This is a genomic window from Evansella vedderi (assembly GCF_030813435.1).
Classification (GTDB): Bacteria; Bacillota; Bacilli; order Bacillales; family Salisediminibacteriaceae; genus Evansella; species Evansella vedderi.
The window spans coordinates 77,004-99,143 of record NZ_JAUSUG010000008.1 but is presented as its reverse complement, the minus strand read 5'-3'; the positions used below and the strand labels follow the sequence as shown (position 1 = coordinate 99,143).

Here is a 22,140-nt window from a genome sequence, read left to right as displayed (position 1 = left end):
TCCCCCCATATACCTAATTACTTATATGCTTCAACACGGAAAATCTTTATTCCCCGCTGATTAAACCGTTCTTCATACTCTGTCATAATGTTCCCTTGTATATCACTCCGATGTAGGTCGAGACTTATGTTTTTTAGCTTAAATCCAAACCGGCTGAAGCTCTCTAGGGAATATTCAAAGAGACCTTGATTGTCTGTCTTCATATGAATCTCCCCATTATCCTTTAATACTTCGTCATACAGCTTTAAAAAGCCTTCATAGGTTAACCGACGTTTTTCATGGCGATTCTTAGGCCAAGGGTCTGTAAAATTAATATAAATTCGATCTATTTCTTTAGGTGCAAAAAACATTGTAAGCTCTTGAACGTCTTCCTTTATTAATTTTACATTGGGCTGTGGATTTTCTTGAAGACGTTCTACCCCTGTAATAATAACACTATCGTATTTTTCAACACCAATAACATTCCATTCTGGGTGTGCTTCTCCAGTCCTTGTAACAAACTTACCTTTTCCTGTCCCTACCTCTACATGGATAGGGTTATCATTTCCAAATATTTCGTTCCACTTTCCACGACACTCTTTCGGGTTGGGTTCCACTATTTGCGGATTACCTACAATGACTTTTGATGCCCAAGGTTTATTTCTTAATCTCATAAAATACATTCACTCTCCATCAACGTTTTACTACCTCTCTAATCATAATAATCTTTATAATGAAGTACAAGATTTTATTAATGATGTTTATTTGTTTGTCCAAATAGGGAAAAGAAAAAACAAGTTAAAAATTCTCTGTTCAAACCATTTTGCAAATGATGTTAACGGCACCCAAAAGTAAGGAAAGGAGGCTAGAAAAATGTCAAGAGAACTGCTACTTAATCTGCAACAAATATTACTGGAGCAAAGGGAACAAAAAGCCGGTAATATTGAGCAATTCCAAGAAATGAAAAAAATAATGAAACAAATACCTAGTGATCAAATTAACCCTAACTTTAAAGGCACCATTGATGAAATTTCGGCTTACATTAATCATGATATTAGAACAAAAAATGAGATAAATGAACACGTAAAACATCACACACTTAATATATCCAGGTGGCAAGAAGAATTATCTATGTTAAGGGCTGGAGGAGGAGCAGTCACCATTGATTATGAACAAAGAATGGGACGAGAAATTTAATAATCAAAAAACATATCTTAATTTCACAACGATTCCTCCATTATTGGGATGTTCCACAAGCACCATCAAATAGAGCATTTGTATATTTTTCTTTGATAAACACATCCTTAAAATAGTATAACCTTAAATTAATATACTAAAGATGCAGCATTATCAAGGAAAGGAAGTGTAATCTCCATGTCTATGAGCTATCAACACCAATTTCAGTTATTAGTGGATATATTAAAAAACCAGCAGGATGTGCATTACGGGACTCATGATGAATTTGAACAAACCAAACTTTTAGTCAAAGATTTATTAAATAACCAAGCAGTATCAGCAGAAACGAAGGCAATGCTCATGGAAGTAGCAAAGTACGCAAGTGCTCATGATTTAGAAGGACAGCATAGTAATCTTTCACCCGAGGAAATACAGCAATATGTGAATGAATTTCAGAAGTATACCGCCTATAATAATTAGATAAAATCAGTAATACTATGGTTACTGTAAGTAAAATTACCCTAAAAAGGCTGACTCATTTGTTGAAGATTTTAATTCATCTTCATGAGTCAGCCTTGTGTTGAATGAAATTGTTTTTCCTGAAGTAGATTATTTAGTATTTCAGACCATTTAAGCATTTCGTTACTTTCATAACGCTGCCAATGCCAAAGAATACTTTCTATACATTGTGCAACCATATACCAGTGCAAACGCGACTGCAGACTCGCCGTTAAAACAAGTCCATATTCCAATAGCCAGTCCTGCCATTTTGATTTAGGTATATATAAATATAAAAGGGGTGCTAAATCCAATGCAGGATCTGCTACAATAGCACCGTCCCAATCAATTAAATATAAGTTACCATCACTTACTATCCAATTATTATGGTTTACATCCCCATGACAAACAACTAAATTCTCGCTACTTATCTGATGTACATTATTTCTTAACCATTCAACAGCAAGCTTTATATTTGGTTCTTTAATATTTTGCATCGAAAGTCTCGCAAGCAATCCCTCAAATAAATCCTGAGGTGCTAACGGATTATTACCCATGCGCATAAACATATGTAGCAGCTCATTGGAGGAATGAATCTTTGATAAAAGCTTTGCTACTCTTGTTTGTTGCATTTCTGGAGACTTTAACTCCCTACCATTAACCCACTTTTGGGCGGTTATAACATCCCCATTTTCTAACCGCTTTGTCCACAGAAGCTTTGGAACAATTTCTTCTGCAGATAAAACTGCTAAAAATGGAGAAGAGTTTCTTTTTATAAAAATTTTTTGTTCCCCTTGCTGAGCAACATAAGCATCGCCAGTTGCTCCACCTGCAGGGAATATTTCCCACTCTTCACCCATAAAGTGCATCAATTTTTTTCACCCTCTATTTCTCAAGACGTTTAGAGAACCCATATAAATATGGAAACACCTCTCCCATTATAATAAACAATCCTTTATCATTGTAAAAAAGATTTCCCTATTCTTCAACATAAACATTTTATATAAACAAGGTAAATATACCCTTTAATGTAGAATAATTTTTAATGCTTTCTTTCACTACCTTCAATGGTCCCATTCTCTGTCCCCATAGAATCTCTCCATTCGGAGTTAGTTTTGCAATTTCTTAATAAAATATTTGCAGCCTTTAGTTGTTGGTGCTTTATAGGAGTCACTATTTTCTTTAATGTCCTTTGCCAATCTTGGAAAGTTCTTTTATCAATTAACTTAACCCTTTGTTGAGAAGCGTTTATATCGATAAAACTGTCCTTAGCAATTACTCCCATACGTATGGGGATGTCCAATTCACATTCAACTAATATTTCTTTGATAACCGTAACCATTCTTTTTAAGGAAACAAATGGATGGATTACTTTTTCCTGATTCTCTCCATCCCTTTTAATCCAAAATCGCTCAGAATGGGAATGAAAAATGTTATGGTTATTTCCTGTTAATGGAGTTAATAACCATACTTCAGATGGGGTTAATATTATTATATCTAAATCCACAGAGGCCTTTCTCAATACAAAAACAGGTTCATAAAAAATAAAAAAACTGTCTGGCAATTCCTTGAGAAGGTGAGAAAGGAGTGAGTCATTATAATACTTATTATTTAAATGAGAGATTTCAGAAAAAGTGGAGCTAGCCCAGTTAAGTTGAAAATGAAAGATTTCTTCCATGAAAGCCTCATGTAATTGAGACTTCGGAAGGAATTTTTCCCGTGGAGGATCTTCCTCCCATGTATCCAAATCCTTTGATCCGGAAAACCATTTCTTAAATTTCCCTTTAAACTTTGATTTTACCTCGGTCTCATCAGCGCAAAACTTACTTTGGAGAGAATCTATTTTTTGTCGGCTGTTCCACTCCTGTACAAGGTTACCCCATCGTTCTTTCTTTAATCGAACAAAATGACTGGGATATCGATAGATATCCGTTTCATATCTTGATATATAATTTGATAATTTTACTAGTTGAGCCATTATTTTTCCTCCATTAGAAAGAGGTCTTCTTTACTATATCTATTTTACCGTGAAAGCGAGATTTTGGAAATGGATTCATACATAGGACTTTTACCTGGTTTTATGAGAAACATATTAACATGATCCACTTCCCATTTTAATGGTGGTACCTCCACTTCCTTTATAGAAAAAGGAGAATTACTTCTTAAAGTTTTCCCTAACGTTATGTGTGGGCGAAAAGGTTTGTTCTCTAAAAGAAATCCATGATTTACGGCTACTTTAATTATCTCTTGATGTAAAGATAGGAGTCTCTCCTCCCAATGAATACCTGTCCAAAGAACCCTAGGTTTTCTTTTATCTCCAAAGAAATCAATGTTGTTTAATGTTAAGGTAAAAGGAGCAATTTTCTGTAATGACTCCTTTAACCCTTCCCAAACCTGGACTTTATTCCCATGCTCCCACCCTCCTAAAAAAAGTAAGGTAATATGAAAATCCTCTTCCCCTGTTATTTTTTTATAGTAATTGTTAACCTGTAATTCTTCTTGTAAATAACTTAATTCTTTTTTGATGAAAGATGGTAACGAAATACCAATAAAATGATGTCCTCGCTGCACAATAAATCACCTTCTTTTTCATTAGCTTCGTTATACTTGATGTGATTTCCGCTTCAATCAACTTTGAAAAACAACAAAGTCCTTTAACAGTGCCTTTTCATTAAATAATAAAAATATGGTAAAATGAAAAGCAGATTATTCCTATTCTATTAATACGTATTAGCATACACCAAACAAGATTAATTTATAGAAAGGTCGTGAAACGATGCGCGTTGTTAATAATGTAGCAGAGCTTATCGGAGATACTCCTCTTGTAAAGCTTCAAAAGCTCTCAGATGAAAATGGTGCGTCCGTCTATCTAAAGCTTGAATTTATGAACCCAAGCGGAAGTGTAAAGGACAGAGCCGCCTTTAATATGATTCTGGAGGCAGAAAAGAAAGGACTTTTAAATGACCAATCAGTAATTATTGAACCAACCTCTGGTAACACAGGTATTGGTTTAGCAATGAATGCCGCTGCTAGGGGGTATCGTTCTATTCTTGTCATGCCAGATACAATGTCACAGGAACGAATTAATTTATTAAAGGCATATGGGGCTGAAGTTGTTCTTACACCAGGGGATAAAAAAATGCCGGGTGCAATTGAAAAAGCCCATGAACTGGTAAAGAAAATACCTAATAGCTTCATGCCGATGCAATTCGAGAACCCCGCTAACCCTGATGCACACCGTCAAACAACTGCAAAGGAAATAGTTGAGGGTATGAAAATAATAGGTAAGCCATTATCTGCCTTTGTCGCTGCTTCAGGAACTGGCGGAACCATAACTGGAACTGCGGAGGAACTAAAAAAAGTTTATCCAAACCTTACGACACATGTGGTGGAACCTAAAGGCTCCCCTGTACTATCAGGTGGGAAACCTGGTCCACATAAATTAGTTGGGACTAGCCCTGGGTTTATCCCTCCAATATTGAATCAGAATGTTTACGGGGAAATTTTCTGCATTTCCGATGAAGATGCTTACGAAGTAACGAGAGATCTCTCTAGAAAAGAAGGAATTTTAGTAGGACCTTCTTCTGGTGCAGCCTGCTATGCCGCACTTCAAGTTGCAAAGCGTTTAACACCAGACGATGTAGTAGTAGCCATTGCATGTGATACAGGAGAAAGATACCTATCAACAGACCTGTTTGACTTTTTGTAGAGAGAAACTCAAAAGGTATGTTTTTAACCTTTTAAATTTCTCTCGAAGTATTTGCATATACGTCGCAATTTCTTAAAGCCTACTACGAGTGGTTTCTCGTAGTGGGCGAGCGACGAGCGAAGCACATACATACACCTCCCATTCCCCCTAACTAAATAACCTACCTCTTACTTTGCCAACTCATATATAGCTTGTGCATAAATGGCTGTAATCTTTTTTAGCTGCTCTATTGCAATAAATTCATCTGCCTCATGGGCCACATCCTTTTGTCCTGGAAACATCGGTCCAAAGGCAACACCTGCTTCGAGGGATCTTGCGTATGTTCCTCCTCCTATGGCAATAGGTACCGCTCTTTCGCCTGTCTGCTCTTCATATACCCTAGATAATGTTCGGATCAGAGGATGACCTTTGTCCACTACGTGCGGGGTTTCATGGTTAATAACCTTTCCTTTGAAGGCCCCCTTTGAAAAGACTTTGTTTATCTTTTTATAAATGACCTCAATATCTGCCCCCTCAGGGTAACGTAGATTTAAACCTATTTCTCCACCACTATTTTTATTGTATTTCATTCTTCCAACATTGATTGTAACATCACCTTTTTCCTCATCTTTATAGGTAATTCCAATTCCTTTTCCCCTTGAATCATTTAAAAATGACTTAGCTAATATAGAAAAATACTTCTTTTCTTCCTCTTTTAGTAATCCAGTGTCTAGTAAAAATTTTGCAAGCCATAACCCACTATTTACCCCTTTATCCGGTTCCATTCCATGGGCTGATTTCCCAAATAATTGAATATGGCCATTCCCATTTTCCATTTGTATCTTTCCATCTAATTGATTCGTCTGTAAAAAGGCTTTAAATGACTTTGTCAAATCCCCTTCACTCATCCCTGTTAACGTTACATGAGCTTTATCTGGAACCATATTTAGTCTCTGTCCAGAAATAAACTCATCGACAATTCCATCTTTTGTTCCCATATCCATTGTAAAAGTTAAATCACATATCCCCTTTTCTGCAAAAATAATTGGAAAATCAGCATCAGGGGCAAATCCTATAGATGGCATTTCTTCCCTTTTAAAATAATGTTCAACACATCGCCATTGACTTTCCTCATCATTACCTACAATTAGTCGAACTTTTTTGTTTAAAGGAACTCCAAGTTCTTTTACAATCTTTAAAGCATAATAAGCAGCCATTGTTGGTCCTTTATCGTCAAGTGCCCCCCTAGCATAAATGTTTCCATCCCGAATTTCCGCTGCAAAGGCCGGAGAGGTCCAACCTTCCCCTTCTGGTACCACGTCTAAATGGCATAGTACTCCCACTATTTCTTTCCCCTCTCCCCATTCTATATGTCCTGCGTATCCTTCAACATCCTTAGTATTAAAACCATCCTCTTCTGCAAGATGAAGGAACCATTTATACGCCTCGTATATCCCTTTCCCAAAAGGAGCTCCTTCCTGTACCGTTTCCTCATCTAAAATACTGTTTATTTGAAGGAAGCTTTGCGTATCTTCTACTAACTTTTCCTGTCTCTTTTCCACTTCTTCCATCCAATTAATCATAGATTTTTTCACCTCTATACTATTTATTAAGTTATAGGTGGCACAAAAGATCATTCTTTATCTTTTGTGTCACCGAAGCAATGAGCGAAGCCGACGCAATCTTTACAAAGGTAGCTAGGAGTTGGGTGCAAATTGTATTTGTATGGAGGTCTACCCTAAGTTTCCTAACATACCTTTTTGTGTAGTATGATAAGAATAATTACTTCTAATTCTAAAGTTTATTACATAGGCATGTAACAAAAGAAAATAAAGTTTATTATTTCAAAGTAGAAATAAAATTTACAGACTTTTCACATTTATTAGATACTAAATCCTTTACTTCTCACAGATTATTCCATTAAAATTAAAAAAGGAGGTTAGGTATCACTATAATAAGAATACATAAATAATCTTATTACCGGAAGAAAGACATATAAATATTAAGATTCTGCTTACTTTTAACCATTAAAACTTAAGAAGATAAGGAGTGGTTTTTTGAAAGCTTCAACTGACAGGATGATGACTAGGATTAAATCCGTTTACCTTTATATCAAAAAAAGAGGGAGCGTCACCACAAATGAACTGGTTGAAGAATTCGGAACAACTCAACGGACGATACAACGGGACTTGAATATTTTAGAGTATAACAACTTGGTAATAAGTCCGAAGCGTGGAAAATGGATGACAACCAACCAAAAAATAAATGTTTCTTAACATGCAAGTCACAGTCACAGATAGCTAATTATAAAACGAGGGTGTCTTAAGGTTAAACATACCTTTTAAGACACCCTCGTTTTTTTACTCACCTGACCGCAAGGATTCCAGTTCCTCATCGGTTAATTCCCGGTATTCTCCCGGTTGGAGTTCTGGGTCTAAATGGAGAGTTCCTATACGCTCCCTTTTAAGTTCTACAACTTTTCTTCCACATGCTTGAAACATTCGTTTAACTTGATGAAATTTCCCTTCTGTAATGGTTAATCTTACTCGTGTTTCCAGATCCCCGTCTGTATAGGTAAGAACCGCGGGTTTGGTTTTATATCCATCGTCTAAAATAACCCCTGCCTCTAAAGCTTCTTTATCCTCCGTTGTCAGTGGAGCATCAATATGTACTCGATATGTCTTATCCACCTTCTTTTTAGGTGATGTTAGTTGATGAGCTAGTTTCCCATCATTTGTTAGAAACATTAAGCCTGTTGTATCCTTATCCAATCTCCCAACTGGAAAAGGCTCATAAATAGCGTCTTCTGTTTGAAGTAGATCTACCACAGTAGGTTCCGATACATCCTCTGTTGCAGATATAACCCCTCGAGGCTTATTCATCATCAAATAAATGTATGGACGATATTCTACTACCTCACCGAAAATTTCAATTTGCTCATTATCCGGATCCACATGGACCTTTCCATCTTTAACTACCTCTCCGTTTACTGTTAAACCACCCTTTTTTAGAAGCTTCTTTACTTCTTTTCTAGATCCGTACCCCATGTTAGCTAATAATTTATCTACTCTCACTGTTTTTATTTCTCCTTTCAGCAACAACCTGCTTTGCAAACCCACCTAAAGAATTATTAAGATACGATTCAATAACCCCAGGTACAATTTGTTTTACAGCATGGTCTACCATTTTAGAAGGAATTCCAACTCTTTTCATTTCCTCCTGAAAGTCCATAATTAACTGGATCGCCTTCGCTGTCGCTGTTTTATTCAGATGTAATACATCTTTCTCTTCTCCTATCACTATTTCCATAGAATCACCAAACCACTCATCTAACCTCTTTATATAAGCTTTGTTAGCATTTGGAATGGCCGCCATTCCCCTATTATCCTTCATTAATTGGTCCCCTTGCGTAATGAATTTAACTGGAACAACGTGTTGTGTGGGGGTAACGATATGTTTAATATCGGATGATGATCCTTTAGTAGCACAATAATAGAATGTAGCAGACCGGTGGAAGGCATGTATATACTTTTCCATAAATTTTGGAATCTCATCAGGTGGTAACAATAACCACACTTCTTTTTCCTTAGTAAAATGATTTGGATCTAACCATTGAACCCTACTGTCAACTTCCCTGTATGCTTCTACTTTAGTCTTTTTTCTTGAAAAAACATAGATTTTTTCATCCGTAGGAAGCACATGGATGATTGCCTTTGCAAGCTTGCCAAATCCTACTATCACTCTACCCCACTCCTTTTCTAAAAAAGATAAAAAAAAGAGTTGATAACCAACTCTTCTTTCTTATAGGCTGTGTTCGCAAACTTTTTAAGAGTATATATTAAAGGCTTGGATACGCTACAGTCGGAGCAATTACGCCTAAAGGCAGCCCACGTCCTGCGTCTGCGGTTACTCGAGGAAGTTTCTCAGGTCCCACTTGTGGGCAACGGCGTAATGTAAACGTCCTGGTTCCGTGGGCAACGCTTCAGCCTTGTCTCTTCCTCTGCGAGTATCGCTCTGGAGCTGTATCCTAGCGTCATCGTAAACGATGACGCTCCGAGACAACGCGAAGCGTATTCAAGTGGCATCACGCGTGATGCCTCTCTGAAGTAACGTTCGTCGCTGGGAGTAGCCGCCTTCCGCTTCTCCAAGCTTTTAAAATAAGCAACAATTAATTATCTTTTAGAAAACTGCCTTTTTTTACCCTATGGGTTGTAAAAGTATATTAGTCTTCTTCCCCGAACATGTAATGCTTCGTACGAATGTTTACATTGAGAACAATACCAATAGCAATCATATTAGTTAGCAGGGCGCTTCCTCCGTAGCTAATGAACGGCAATGCAAGACCTGTAATAGGCATTAAGCCAATTGTCATCCCGATGTTTTGGAAGATCTGAAACATAAATAATCCAATTGTACCTGCTACTAAATACGTTCCAAAGGTATTATTACAGTTAAAAGCAATAATCACCATTCTATAAAGGAGCAAGAAATAAACAATAATTAAAACGGTTGCCCCTACGAAACCAAATTCCTCACCTATTACTGTAAAAATAAAGTCAGTATGAAGCTCAGGTATGACACCACTTTGTGACTTAGCCCCTTGACCTAAACCACTTCCATACAGTTGCCCAGAGCCAATTCCTTGGATGGCATGATAAAGATGATAACCTTCTCCTGCAATATTCCCTTCAGGATCTAACCATGCATATATTCTTCTTAATTGATGGTCTTTTATTATTTGGTTAAAGAGCTCGAAATAATTATTATGCAGCCAAACAAGGAATGCTATCACCGATACTGCTAATGATCCTAACAAACCTATCATTCGATAAGTAACACCAGACATCAAAATCGTACTAAACATAACTGCTGCGATAACCAGGGCTGTCCCTAAATCGGGCTGAATAAGAATGAATGCGAAGGGCGGGCCACCTACAGCCAAGATCTTTAGCACCACCTCAACATCGGATTTAAATGATTTTTCCCTTGGTGTCTTAGTAATATTATAAAGAAGATGAGCTAATGAGATTAAAACAAAAATCTTTACAAACTCCGATGGTTGAAAACGAAAACTGTCACCTATGCCGATCCATCGCTTTGCACCATTAATTTCAACACCCAATGGCGTAAATTCTACAATAAACAGCAGTACCATTCCTACAATATAAAGTGGTATCGATAACGTTTTAAACATTTCATAGTCCACACTCATTGCCGCCAATAAAAGAATGGCCCCAATCCCAAACCAAATAATCTGTCTCCGGACAAAGAACATATCATCTACATTATATTGTCCCGTCGTTCCACTATAAATAGCTAATAGGCTAATACACATTAACACAAAGAGCAAAAATAATAACGTAAAGTCTAGTTGTTGGAACGAAGTTTTTCTCTCTTGCATCTATTTCCACCTTCTAATTATTTCCGAATTATTTTACAGAGCGGAGAGTAGGTTTAACCGCTTTAAGTGGAGTTTTCTCCTCCTCCGAATCGTTATTTTCCTCTGTAAACCTTTCTTGACGTTCTTTCTCTGTTTTTCTAGATATATTTACTAGGATCCCCATTGACATAAAAACGGCTAACAAGGAGGAGCCTCCATAGCTTATAAATGGGAATGGTATCCCTGTAATTGGCAGTAAACCATTCACCGCTCCTGCATTAAACGTCATTTGGATAGCTAGTTGAAAGACAATACCATATGCTAGTAAACTTCCGAAGGTATCACGGCAGCGTGCTCCAATAATAACCCCTCTAATAATAATGATCAGCATACATGCAAAGACAAACCCAACACCTATTATACCAAGTTCTTCACTCACAATAGCTAGTATAAAATCGGTGTGTGCCTCTGGTAAATAAAACAATTTTTGGACACTTTGTCCAAGTCCAGCTCCAGTTAAGCCACCATGGGCAATAGCAATATACGATTGAACTAATTGATATCCCTGTGACGCTTCAAGCTCGAAAGGAGAGCGATGTCCAATTAATCGATTTAATCTATACTCTGCTGAAGTGGCATAATGAAATAAAGCCCAAGCTGCCAAGCTTCCTAATGATATAAGATGAAGCATTCTTGCCCCAGAACAAAAAGCAATTAGCCCAGCAACCATAACGATAGAAGTGGCAGTCCCTAAGTCCGGCTGCATCATAATTAAACCAAAAAAAACAGCCACAACAATTAGTGGTGGGAGAACTCCCGAAAAGAATTTATTAATATAAGCTTGCTTACGAGAATATACGTAAGCCAAATAAATAATCGAGCCTAATTTAACAAATTCTGATGGTTGAATTTGAAAGCCGGCAATGTTAATCCATCTTCTTGCATTGATTTCACCACCGACCCCTATGCCTGGTATAAACACAAGTCCAAGAAGGAGAAAGGAACCAAATACAATGAAAGGAGAAAGCTTTCGAAAGTGACGATATGGAAAAAAAACAAAAAATAAAAATGCGATACTAGAAACGATAATCCACTGAAGCTGCCTATCAAAAAAGTGTGTTATATTTCCACCGCGTTCTTCATAACCGATAACAAAACTTGCACTGTATATCATAATTAGCCCAAAAATAGAAATTAAGGCTATCGTTATTATTAATATCCAATCTAAATAAAGTTTTTTTCCTTTAGCCTCTTGGTCCAAGGAACTCACCTACCGTTCTTAGCAATACCCTTACTAATTCTTACATTATAGCAGATGACGTCCCTCACTAAAAGAGAAGAACCTACGATAAATTAGAATCGTAATAGATATGAAACAAACTATATAATTATACTTAATAATAGTAATTTCTCATAGATTTTTTTGGCATAAAAATAAATTTTTTTTCTACAAAAAAAGCTATTGCAAGCTCCTCTCCCAACCCTTATAATCATCTTGTTGTACAGTAATCGTAAGAAATGGGGAGTAAATATGAGGAATAAGTTGTTATTTGTTTATAACTACGTGTCAAAGGAAAATATGACAGATGAACTGAAGGAATGCGCTTCAGAACAAACTGTTTTAGCGTTAGAGAATGCCCTTAAATCTCTAGCATTTGAAATCATAAATGTGAATTTATATAACGAAAATCAATTGAATGAGATTATATTAGCTAACCAACCTATTTCTGGTGCCTTTGTTATTGCTGAAGGATTTTTAGATTCTCCACATACACTGTATGACGGCAGCGGTGCCCTTTCCGTTCGTAAAGTATTAGAGGCACATAATATTCCTTATACCCATTCCACACCAAAAACGATGGAAGCTTGTCGTAATAAGGATTTAACATATGAAGTATTACAAATGGCTGGTGTAACAATCCCTAAATATTTTTCTCTACCTACACCGGCATACAAAGAAAGGCAGTTAGATGAAGCAGAAGCAACCATTGGCTACCCAATGTTCGTTAAGCCCGCTGGTGGTGGAAACAGCTTAGGAATTGATGAAATGTCTATCTGTCATAACCGCGAAGAACTAATTAGAAAATTTAATCAATTAGGAGAACTTATTGGTGACCAACCTGTACTTATAGAAACATTCTTATCTGGTCGAGAGTTTACTGTTGCCGTATTAGGTAATGCAGATCCGCAAGTATTACCTATTATTGAATTTCCTAATGATGTACAAGTACGAAGCCATGCAGTAAAAGCAATGGAACATGAAAAGCGTGCTTCCTTCTCACTGATATCCAGATATGAGGAAACTGGCCTACAAATTGCAAATATAGCCCTACAAGTTTACGAAGGTTTACAAGGCAAAGATATGATTCGTTTAGATATGAAAACAGACGATTTTGGAAATATTTATGTAATTGATGTGAATGGAACGCCGTCTTTATCATTAAAAGGATCCGTTTCCTTTATGATTTCGTCTTTAGGGATCACAATGGATGAGTTAATAGGATTTATGGTGAAAGAAATTATTGATGAACAGGCTTCTAATGAAAATGTTCAAGCTGCTTGGGAGAGTGTTCGAAAGAAAATCATGGATCCTTCCCACTTAGTAGTAGCCTAAAAGAACAAAAGCGCAAGCGCCTTGCTCACGAGCGACCAGCAAATGCTTTTGACCTTGAGCGAGTAGGGGCTGAAGCTAGACGATTATTCAGCCACAGTTATCCACATTCAGAAAAATATAGATTCCTAAACAATAATTTAAGGTGTGCCTCAGTACTAACCTGAAGCACACCTTTTCACTTATTACCAGTTTTTCTTGTCAATCTCTTCTATCTTAACTTGCTGCTCTTGAAGCACCTTAAGTGTTAATTCTACTACCATTTTTTCTTCCATTTTTGTGAAGGTTCCTTCTTCGAATGGTGCATCCATTTTGTTTCCATCCTTATCGAAAACTTCTCCCATTTTACGATTTAAATACTCATCATATTCGATGAACTGACTTGATAGTAGTTCACAATAAGGAAGTTGGTTAAACTTCTCCCCAGATATTTTATTAAACTGAGCAAAATCTCCAGATAACAATTTCTCCTTGTCAGAGAAGCCTTTTGGAAGTTTACTTTCCTTGTAATAAGTGAATTGTTCATCTTTCGGTGTAAAGTCTAGTTGTGGTTTGTTAATGAAGTCTACTTCTGTAACAGTTTCAAATGGTACATCAACAGTTAATGAGTTGATTCCAGAAGATACAAAATCCTTGCCAGAGTATTTTGGTGTAGCGTATTGAATGTTTTTGCGTACAAACCCTGCAATGAATAGTTTATTTGTTGGTAATAACAGACGGCATTGTGTCACCTTAATATTCTTTTTAATATCTTTAATCTCTAAAACAGGCTCTGGAAATTCGATATTTGCAATCATATCAAGTTGCACTTTCGTTTCTGCTAATACTACCGGTACCTTTACAAAAGCATCCTTAATTACCTTTGGTCTTTGTGGTGTATTTTTTGATAGAGGCAATATTGCATTTTTTTGCTTAATTTTGTAAGTTGGCTTCCTTTTATTTTTTCCATGCATAATATTTCCTCCTTTCATTGTTAGTACAATACTACGTTATGTAAAATGGAATGAAAGGGTTGTACTAATTAATCAGTACTTCTGCCTTTTTTTGACGAATTAACGCCCCGCGGAAAGGGAGGAGGGTTTAGCAATTACACCAGATTCGTATATTCACGGTAGACCTCCATGCAGATGAAATTTTGCACCATGGAGTATGAAAATGGGTATCAATCTTGTCTCTCGAATCCGCTGGAGTCGCCGCCTTCCACTCCTTCGAGAGTGCAAACGATAACACGGGTTTCGTATTTTTAGGGGAGACCTCCATGGATATGATAATTTCCACCATGGAAAATGAAAATTTTAGTCTGCATTGTGGAATGAGCGAAGGTCCGTGAGGTTAACTGTCTCTTCATCTGCAAGCTAGCGGATCCGTCGAGACAACTCGTAGCTTACTCAAGTGGCATCACGTGTGATGCCTCTCTGAAGTAAACGCTCGTTCCTGTGGAAGAATGGCCTAGCCGAGACCCCAAAGCGACGAAGTGAGGCCACTGAAAAAGATCGCTTTGTATCTTTTTCAGTGGCCTTGACGAAGTCACGAGGAGGCTTGGCAGGTTACCCACGAAAAGGGAGTGGACCGTAGCGAATGAACAACAAGATTTGTATTTTCAGGGTACTAAAAGTTAACTATTAAGTTATATAAACTAAGCTGCTTACTAATTTTAAGTATACTATGCTATAATAGGACTAAGGAGATGATGCCGATGGTTCAGACAAATTTATGCCCTAAGTTTGAATCTGCCTTTCAGTTATTAGGTAAACGGTGGAATGGACTGATCTTACGGGTCTTAACACATGGACCACAACGTTTTAAAGATATATCAGCAGTTATCCCAAGCATGAGTGATAAAATGCTTGTTGACAGATTAAAGCAACTAGAGGAAGCTGGATTAGTGGAACGAACAGTATACCCAGAGACTCCTGTACGTATTGAGTATGGATTAACTGAAAAAGGAAAAGATTTGAAACCTGTCATGGATGAACTTCAAACATGGGCAGAAAAATGGATGGAATAAAAATCAAGACATACATTCAAGTTTTACACTTGAAACGTATGTCTCTTTTTATTTATGCTTTCTCAGCTACCTTCCCTAACTTTTCGTTTAGATAAAAATTTAAATCGATGCCCTAATATCTGACCAGCCAATCCTGAACGAACACTTAAATATAAATAAATTCCAAGACCGGACATTACGGAACATATTAATATTACGAATGCATTAAACCTTGTTTCTAACGGTAATACCATTCCTATAACATTACGTACAGCAATAACAATTAAGCCCATCACCAATGCAAAAATACTAAATAATAATAGTCTTTTTAGTAAAAAGGTGTAGTTATAATTTGCAAATTTCCCAATTGCCCATATATTAACCCCTATAGCAATTGTATATCCTATTCCTGTCGCAAGGACTGCTCCTCCTGCCTCTAACCACAATATTAAAGGATAGTTAAAAATCCCTTTGAAGCTTATACCTGCTATTAATGCAATCACGGTATATTTTTGACGATTAATACCTTGGAGTAGTGATGCTGTAACTGCAAAAATAGAAAAAAGAATTGCAACTGGTGCGTAGTATTTAAGCATAAAAGCCCCAATTTCCATATCCGCTAAACCAAATAATGAGGCATAGGCCGAATCAGATAGGAGAACTAAACCTAAAGATGCAGGAATACTAATAAATAATATAATTTGATACGTTTGTGTAATATGACGTTGAAGTTGTTCCGAGTCTCTATTTATAAACGCCTTTGTTACCGTTGGCAAAATGGTTAATGACATAGCCGTCGCAACAGAGACAGGGATTAAGATAAGCTTATGAGCCGCTTGCATAAAGGCACCAAAATATTTATCTATTTCCACCTGTTCATAACCAATAACTCTCATAGCTGGATTAAATGTGGCTAAGTCTATTGATTGATACAATGGAATACTTAATCCTACGAATGAAATAGGTAATGCATAGGAGAGTAATTCTTTATACATTTTCTTTAAAGGAATTTGGTGATCTATTGTACTACCTTCCACTTGCTTTTGTATATTGCCTCTTCGTCTACCCCAGTAAACAAGTAATACTGCTAATCCTCCAAGGGCACCTACAAAAGCTCCAAATGTAGCAAAACCTACTGCTGTCCCTAATTCCCCTTGCCAGACTTCCATGATTAAGTAAGTCAGTAAGAGGATGAAAATGATACGGATAACTTGCTCAATTACTTGTGAGATGGCTGTGGGGCCCATGGATTGAAACCCTTGAAAATACCCTCGAATAATAGACATGATCGGAACTACTAATAAAGCCACACTGACCATCCTTATAGTAAAGACAGCATCATCAATGGTATTCCCTTGTAGGTTTGACGGATCTAAAACATGTCTAGCAATTGGTTCCGCCAATAAATATAGCAGAATAAAACCTATAACACCGGTGATGGACATGACCACGATACCAGACTTAAATAAACGCTGTCCCGTACGATAGTCACCTAAAGCATTGTATTTTGATACAAACTTAGAAACTGCTAGAGGAATTCCTAATGTTGCTAAACTTAATATTACCGTATATGGTGTATAACCATATGTATAAAGGGCCAGTCCCTCTAACCCAACAATCGATGTAAATGGAAAGATATATATTAATCCAAGGAATTTAGAAATAAAAATACTTGCTGTTAAAATCATGGTTCCACGAATCAACTGTTTGTCAGTCATACTTTTCTCCTACCTTAAAAAAGTGACACCCTACATTAGGTGCCAAACATCGTCTTAGTAATATTGTTAACCACTGTTTGCATTTTATCATACTTCCCTTTATTTAGACATGAAATAACCTTTACAAAATTACAATCAAAAAGAAGAATTTATTTGTTTCCTTTTAATTATCTGTAATGTTTTGGTAACTTTTCTTTTGATTGTACGTCTAATAATCTAAAAGAATAAAAATGGGGGTTATACTGCATGAGTAATCGTTCTATCTATTTATTAGTGGTTTTGGTCCTGTCTTTTTTTGCTTTAGTATTCCTTAATGGCTGTAGCAGTGGTGAGGACACTGCTTACGACAGGGTTGAAGAAAGTATTCAAATGAGTGATGATAGTGGGGATGCTGGATTTATTGCAGAAAAAGAGAGCTATAGTATAGAGAGAAGAGCACCATCAGAACAGGCTAGTTCAATAGAAACAACCAACCGCATGGTCATTTACAATGGAAATATATCCATAGAAGTACTGGATTATCATAAAGCACAGCAGCATATTCAAGACCATGCCGAAGAACTAGGTGGATTTGTAGTAGAGTCCTATTTGCATCATAGTGGTAATAATGATGTGTATGGAACACTTGTAGTAAGAATTCCTCAAGAAAACTTTAATTCTTTCTTAAATGAACTAGAGTCCACAAGCACCAAGGTACTTGAACGTTCCATTCATGGAAATGATGTTACGGAAGAATATGTCGATTTGAATTCACGCTTACGTTCAAAGGAAGCAGTAGAAGAGAGATTGCTCTCTTTTATGAATGATGCTCAAAATACAGAAGATTTGTTGAAAATCTCTAACGACTTAGGGAAAGTTCAAGAGGAAATTGAACAATTAAAAGGAAGAATCAACTATTTAGACAACCATGTTTCACTGTCCACCGTATCCATTCATATTCGTGAAAGAAATATTAACGTTCCTTCCTTGCAAGAGGGAGACTCGTTAAACACATGGAAAAAAGCACAAAGTTTATTTATGGATACGGTTAATTCTATCATTACTTTCTTCTCTGCTGTCATTGTGTTTGTTATTGGGTTATCCCCGATAATCGTACCTACATTAATTATTGTTTTGATTATCGTAAATGTTCACAATAAGAAAAAACGTAATATGGATCAATGATCTTGATTGGAGAGTGGCTTACTAATTTCTCAGGACCACTCTCCCTTGTTTATCCTTCCATAACTTTTACAATCATATTTCTTTTTCTTGGTCCATCAAACTCGCAAAAATAAATACCTTGCCAAGTTCCAAGGACTAATTGTCCACCTTCTATGATGACCATTTGAGAAGCCCCCACTGTACTTGCTTTTAGGTGAGAAGCGGAGTTCCCCTCCATATGCCTATATTTTGGATGCTCCCAAGGGTAAACCTCATCTAAACGCATAAGCATATCGTGTTTTACATCTGGATCAGCATTTTCATTAATCGTAATTCCTGCTGTTGTATGGGGACAATAAATATATACAACCCCATTCAAAATACCAGTCTCCTTTACATAAGACCAAACTTCAGACGTAACATCTATCATTTCATCCCTATGACGCGTTTGTAGTCTTATTTTTTTCATAAGTCTTTCCCCCTCTAATTTTATCCCTGACTACGGGCATGTTGGTTTGTGGCTCGGACTGCCTTGTTCAAAATTTCTTGAAACTTTTCCCTTTCTAAAACCTTTATCCCTTCTGCTGTAGACCCACCTGGTGAAGCTACTTGAGAAATAAGCTCTTTAGGATCATACCCCGCATCTAGCATGGCAGCTGATCCAAGGAGCATTTTTGTTACAAGAATCCTTGCTTGATCAGTTGTTACTCCATTTTCAACTGCAGCACCTTCCAATGCCTCTACAAATGTATAAACAAAAGCCGGTGCACTACCTGTTACAGCCGTTAAATTATGGACTTGATCCTCTGTCAATTCTTCTGAAAACCCAATGGCATCTAAAATGACCGATACCTTTCTTCTGTGGATTTCCCTAACATGTCTTCCATACACGTAGGTGGAAATAGATTGGCCAATTTGAGCTGCCGTATTTGGCATGATCCAACAAACGGGAGTCCCTTCAGGAAGGCGCTTTTCCATATAGGTAGGATCAATACCGGCAGCAACAGTTATAATGAGCTGCCCGTCTACCCTTTTTCCCAGTTCATTAAGCTGTTCATCCTGTGTATGCGGTGGGGATGCTAAAATAATAACATCATGGTCTTCGACTTCTCCCTGCCAATGATCCGTAATATGTATACCATATAATTCGTTCAATACAGCCAACCTTTCCTTATCAGAACGATTAGCTACTGTTATTTTTCCTAAGTAGCCATTTTCGTCCTTCATCAATCCGGAAATAATAGCCTCTCCCATTCTTCCGGCACCAATCATTAAAATTTTCGTATTCTCCATTCGCCTCACTCCTCGTAACTAATAATTTACCACAACCCCCTATATTGATGCCAAGGTTCCCGATAGCCCCGTCGAATAATAATGGTACTGAAAAAGGAAAAGAATGCCCTTTTTCAGCGGTCTCAAAATAAAAGGGTATCTGAATAGGTTAAAAACAACCTTTGCAGATACCCTTGTTAAAATGATTAACTAATATTATTTAATCTCTTTTCTAACTTTTTTAGCTTAAATTCCTCTAAATGTGATTTCTCATATTGTTTTAATTTCTTTTTCAACTTAGATTTGGTCCAGTGTGCATCTGTAATTCCTTTATGATTTAAATAAACAGCAAAGAAGTCTACATTTCCACTGTCATATTTAAACTGATCCTCCACCACATCGAAATACAACTCAAAGGCATCCGCTAAATTTATTCCTTCTGGTAGAAAGTCACCATAACGTTCTAGACACAGATGATAATTTTTTTCACGAAGCTTGGTCAAAAATGTATTTAAAAATACCTCTTCATTACTTGTAAATTCAAACCCTTTTCTTTCAAGGAGCTTAATGAAATATTTTAACTCATTATGATAAAAAGAATATGCTTTACGCATTTCCGAGGTCATAGTAATGCTTACACTAAATGATTCTTCGGAGCGAGCAAGCAACATGTTCAACAACGCTTGGTATACCTCCGGCTTTAATAGAAATGACGGATGAACAGTCCTCAGGTACTTCTCAACCTCTTCATTTAAAATTCGCTGCTGCTCTTCTTCCTTTTTCATTCTTCTTAAGGCTTCTAATCTTTCTTGCTCTGCATACTCTGCTATTCGTTGTTGTGTCTCCGCTGCTAATACAGCACGTTTCGCTTCAAACTTCTTCATTAATGTTTGAAACATGCGCCTCTCCTCCTTCCATAAAAATACCTTTTATCTTTTCCCACATGAAGTGTAACACACTAAAAACAGAAATAAAATAGAGATTTAAGAAAAAAATCAAATAAAATATGAAGTTTTTTATATCTAATCTACGCTCACAATAATATATAATGCAAAATGGATGATTTTCGTGAAATTTGATTAAATGTTATAATTTTCTGTCTAATGTTTTTTGGTTTAGTTTTGGAGATTTGATAAAATAATGCTACTCTTTAACATGGAGTTTTAGGAAAGATGGTGGAAGAATGAAAAAGGACGTAATTGTTATAGGCGGCGGGCCTGCTGGGTTAATGGCAGCAGTAGCTGCTGGAGAATATGGAGCGAAGGTATTATTGCTGGATAAAGGAAATAAATTAGGCAGGAAATTAGCTATTTCAGGAGGAGGTCGCTGTAATGTCACCAATCGAGCCGATGTGGAAACGATTATTTCCAACATACCAGGTAATGGGCGCTTCATGTATAGTCCCTTCTCTGTGTTTAATAATGAAGATATTATACAGTTCTTCGAAAGATTGGGGATAGAGTTAAAGGAAGAAGATCGGGGAAGAATGTTTCCTGTAAACGATAAAGCTATAACTGTAGTAAGGACATTGATTAACCGAGTTAGGGACTTAAAAGTAGAAATTAAAACTGGTATCGAGGTAAAGGATGTAATGTACGATTATGACAAAAAACAGGTGTTAGGTGTGGAGCTAGTATCTGGCGAAAGGATAGAGGCCCCAAACGTAATTGTTGCCGTCGGTGGAAAGTCCGTCCCTCATACTGGCAGTACGGGAGATGGTTACCCATGGGCTAGAAAAGCGGGTCACACCATTACAGACCTGTATCCAACGGAAGTACCCATCACTGCAAATGATTCCTTTATAAGGTTAAAAGCTCTTCAGGGACTTTCCTTGCGAGATGTTAAGTTATCGGTGCTTGATCCAAAGTCTAACAAGATAATTGTAAGCCATGAAGGTGATATGGTATTTACCCACTTTGGAGTTTCTGGCCCAATTGTATTGAGATGCAGTCAATTCGTAGTGAAAGCTAAGAAAAAGTATGGAGTAAACGTTGTTAAGTTGTCCTTGGACATATTTCCAGGGAAGAAGGAAGATGAGCTTATTAAAGAGCTAGACGACTTATTGTACGAACAACCGAAGAAAGCTATTAAAAATGTACTGAACGGTTGGGTTCCTGAAAGAATGCTCCCTGTGCTATTTGGACGGTGCGATATAGACCCTTTGTTAATTCGTACGGAACTATCAAATGAAAAATTAAGGGCACTAGCCCACGAGGCAAAAAATTTCCTTATCCATGCAACAGGGACGCTGTCTATTGAGAAAGCCTTTGTTACAGGTGGCGGAGTATCGGTTAAAGAAATTCAGCCAAAACGAATGGAATCCAAGTTAATGAAAGGGTTGTTTTTCTGCGGAGAAGTGTTAGATATTCACGGTTATACAGGAGGCTATAATATTACGGTTGCCTTTTCAACAGGATATACCGCAGGACAAGCAGCAGCTATGAGTTTGTGGGAGTCAGAGGAATAGTAGTTTGTGATTCGCGTTTCAACACCACACTGCCCTTTTGTAAATGTCAAACTAACTATTTACATTTTTGATTGTTTAAGAATGTACAAAATTACTCTTCATTCTGATAATAACATTTATATTCTAAGGACAAGAATTTTCTTTTCCTACGATTTTTGTCCTCACATCGGGCTTCTTTTTCCCCCAGTTTCAAAAACCCCTCTCCTTCAAAATCTCAAGGA

At 37.0% G+C, this 22,140-nt stretch carries 22 protein-coding genes; 8 read left to right on the top strand and 14 right to left on the bottom strand.

Annotated features, from left to right (window positions below):
- Positions 1-17: 17 nt before the first annotated feature.
- Positions 18-653, bottom strand: a complete 636-nt coding sequence (trmB, locus tag J2S74_RS11505) for a tRNA (guanosine(46)-N7)-methyltransferase TrmB (RefSeq protein ID WP_307325711.1) — start codon at positions 651-653, stop codon at positions 18-20.
- Between the two features lie 199 nt (positions 654-852).
- Here trmB and J2S74_RS11500 point away from each other — a divergent pair, with 199 nt between their 5' ends.
- Positions 853-1,176 carry a hypothetical protein gene (locus tag J2S74_RS11500; protein ID WP_307325707.1) on the top strand — a complete coding sequence of 108 codons (324 nt, stop codon included), beginning with the start codon at positions 853-855 and terminating at the stop codon, positions 1,174-1,176.
- Positions 1,177-1,359: 183 nt separating this feature from the next.
- Positions 1,360-1,635, top strand: coding sequence for a YtzH-like family protein (locus J2S74_RS11495; RefSeq protein WP_307325705.1), 276 nt, complete (start codon positions 1,360-1,362; stop codon positions 1,633-1,635).
- An 89-nt stretch (positions 1,636-1,724) separates the two neighbouring features.
- On the opposite strand, the gene J2S74_RS11490 is transcribed toward J2S74_RS11495, so the two are convergent.
- The 3 genes from J2S74_RS11490 to thpR all read right to left on the bottom strand — a co-directional run bounded on the left by J2S74_RS11490 (position 1,725) and on the right by thpR (position 4,224).
- Entirely contained in the window at positions 1,725-2,525 is an 801-nt protein-coding gene (locus tag J2S74_RS11490) for a phosphotransferase (protein WP_370876002.1), read from the bottom strand.
- 170 nt (positions 2,526-2,695) lie between these two features.
- Complete coding sequence (locus J2S74_RS11485) at positions 2,696-3,631, bottom strand: NERD domain-containing protein (protein ID WP_307325703.1); 936 nt, start codon at positions 3,629-3,631, stop codon at positions 2,696-2,698.
- Positions 3,632-3,675: 44 nt separating this feature from the next.
- Positions 3,676-4,224, bottom strand: a complete 549-nt coding sequence (thpR, locus tag J2S74_RS11480) for an RNA 2',3'-cyclic phosphodiesterase (protein WP_307325700.1) — start codon at positions 4,222-4,224, stop codon at positions 3,676-3,678.
- Positions 4,225-4,429: 205 nt separating this feature from the next.
- Here thpR and cysK point away from each other — a divergent pair, with 205 nt between their 5' ends.
- Positions 4,430-5,362 carry a cysteine synthase A gene (cysK, locus tag J2S74_RS11475; protein ID WP_307325697.1) on the top strand — a complete coding sequence of 311 codons (933 nt, stop codon included), beginning with the start codon at positions 4,430-4,432 and terminating at the stop codon, positions 5,360-5,362.
- A 167-nt stretch (positions 5,363-5,529) separates the two neighbouring features.
- On the opposite strand, the gene pepV is transcribed toward cysK, so the two are convergent.
- A complete protein-coding gene (pepV, locus tag J2S74_RS11470; protein ID WP_307325695.1) occupies positions 5,530-6,924 on the bottom strand; it encodes a dipeptidase PepV in 1,395 nt (464 codons plus the stop codon).
- Positions 6,925-7,398: 474 nt separating this feature from the next.
- Here pepV and J2S74_RS11465 point away from each other — a divergent pair, with 474 nt between their 5' ends.
- Entirely contained in the window at positions 7,399-7,617 is a 219-nt protein-coding gene (locus J2S74_RS11465; protein WP_307325692.1) for a DeoR family transcriptional regulator, read from the top strand.
- Positions 7,618-7,701: 84 nt separating this feature from the next.
- Here J2S74_RS11465 and J2S74_RS11460 read toward each other — a convergent pair whose 3' ends face one another.
- The 4 genes from J2S74_RS11460 to ftsW all read right to left on the bottom strand — a co-directional run bounded on the left by J2S74_RS11460 (position 7,702) and on the right by ftsW (position 11,982).
- Positions 7,702-8,415: a pseudouridine synthase gene (locus J2S74_RS11460; RefSeq protein WP_307325690.1), complete on the bottom strand. Its 714-nt coding sequence runs from the start codon at positions 8,413-8,415 to the stop codon at positions 7,702-7,704.
- Entirely contained in the window at positions 8,402-9,082 is a 681-nt protein-coding gene (locus J2S74_RS11455; RefSeq protein WP_307325687.1) for a hypothetical protein, read from the bottom strand. Before J2S74_RS11455 ends, J2S74_RS11460 begins: the two co-directional genes overlap by 14 nt.
- Before the next feature lie 481 nt (positions 9,083-9,563).
- Entirely contained in the window at positions 9,564-10,742 is a 1,179-nt protein-coding gene (gene rodA, locus J2S74_RS11450; protein ID WP_307325685.1) for a rod shape-determining protein RodA, read from the bottom strand.
- A 28-nt stretch (positions 10,743-10,770) separates the two neighbouring features.
- The gene (gene ftsW, locus J2S74_RS11445; RefSeq protein WP_307325682.1) at positions 10,771-11,982 is read right to left on the bottom strand and encodes a putative lipid II flippase FtsW; all 1,212 of its coding nucleotides are present in this window, start codon (positions 11,980-11,982) and stop codon (positions 10,771-10,773) included.
- A gap of 270 nt (positions 11,983-12,252) precedes the next feature.
- Here ftsW and J2S74_RS11440 point away from each other — a divergent pair, with 270 nt between their 5' ends.
- Entirely contained in the window at positions 12,253-13,335 is a 1,083-nt protein-coding gene (locus tag J2S74_RS11440; protein ID WP_307325679.1) for a D-alanine--D-alanine ligase family protein, read from the top strand.
- Between the two features lie 182 nt (positions 13,336-13,517).
- Here J2S74_RS11440 and J2S74_RS11435 read toward each other — a convergent pair whose 3' ends face one another.
- A complete protein-coding gene (locus tag J2S74_RS11435) occupies positions 13,518-14,285 on the bottom strand; it encodes a CsxC family protein (protein WP_307325676.1) in 768 nt (255 codons plus the stop codon).
- A 743-nt stretch (positions 14,286-15,028) separates the two neighbouring features.
- Here J2S74_RS11435 and J2S74_RS11430 point away from each other — a divergent pair.
- On the top strand, positions 15,029-15,340 hold the full coding sequence (locus J2S74_RS11430) for a winged helix-turn-helix transcriptional regulator (RefSeq protein ID WP_307325672.1): 312 nt from the start codon (positions 15,029-15,031) through the stop codon (positions 15,338-15,340).
- Between the two features lie 62 nt (positions 15,341-15,402).
- Here the strand turns inward: J2S74_RS11430 and J2S74_RS11425 are convergent, their stop codons facing one another.
- Positions 15,403-17,037, bottom strand: a complete 1,635-nt coding sequence (locus tag J2S74_RS11425; RefSeq protein ID WP_307325669.1) for a putative polysaccharide biosynthesis protein — start codon at positions 17,035-17,037, stop codon at positions 15,403-15,405.
- 246 nt (positions 17,038-17,283) lie between these two features.
- On the opposite strand from J2S74_RS11425, the gene J2S74_RS11420 reads away from it, so the two are divergent.
- Complete coding sequence (locus tag J2S74_RS11420; protein WP_307325666.1) at positions 17,284-18,201, top strand: DUF4349 domain-containing protein; 918 nt, start codon at positions 17,284-17,286, stop codon at positions 18,199-18,201.
- Positions 18,202-18,250: 49 nt separating this feature from the next.
- Here the strand turns inward: J2S74_RS11420 and J2S74_RS11415 are convergent, their stop codons facing one another.
- The 3 genes from J2S74_RS11415 to J2S74_RS11405 form a co-directional block, all read right to left on the bottom strand.
- A complete protein-coding gene (locus J2S74_RS11415; RefSeq protein ID WP_307325664.1) occupies positions 18,251-18,649 on the bottom strand; it encodes a secondary thiamine-phosphate synthase enzyme YjbQ in 399 nt (132 codons plus the stop codon).
- 20 nt (positions 18,650-18,669) lie between these two features.
- Positions 18,670-19,473 (bottom strand): pyrroline-5-carboxylate reductase, encoded by an 804-nt coding sequence (proC, locus tag J2S74_RS11410; protein ID WP_307325662.1) that lies wholly within the window; start codon positions 19,471-19,473, stop codon positions 18,670-18,672.
- Between the two features lie 185 nt (positions 19,474-19,658).
- Positions 19,659-20,351, bottom strand: a complete 693-nt coding sequence (locus J2S74_RS11405) for a hypothetical protein (RefSeq protein ID WP_307325659.1) — start codon at positions 20,349-20,351, stop codon at positions 19,659-19,661.
- Between the two features lie 284 nt (positions 20,352-20,635).
- Between J2S74_RS11405 and J2S74_RS11400 the strand changes: the two genes are divergently transcribed.
- Positions 20,636-21,919 (top strand): BaiN/RdsA family NAD(P)/FAD-dependent oxidoreductase, encoded by a 1,284-nt coding sequence (locus tag J2S74_RS11400; RefSeq protein WP_307325654.1) that lies wholly within the window; start codon positions 20,636-20,638, stop codon positions 21,917-21,919.
- Positions 21,920-22,140: the final 221 nt, after the last annotated feature.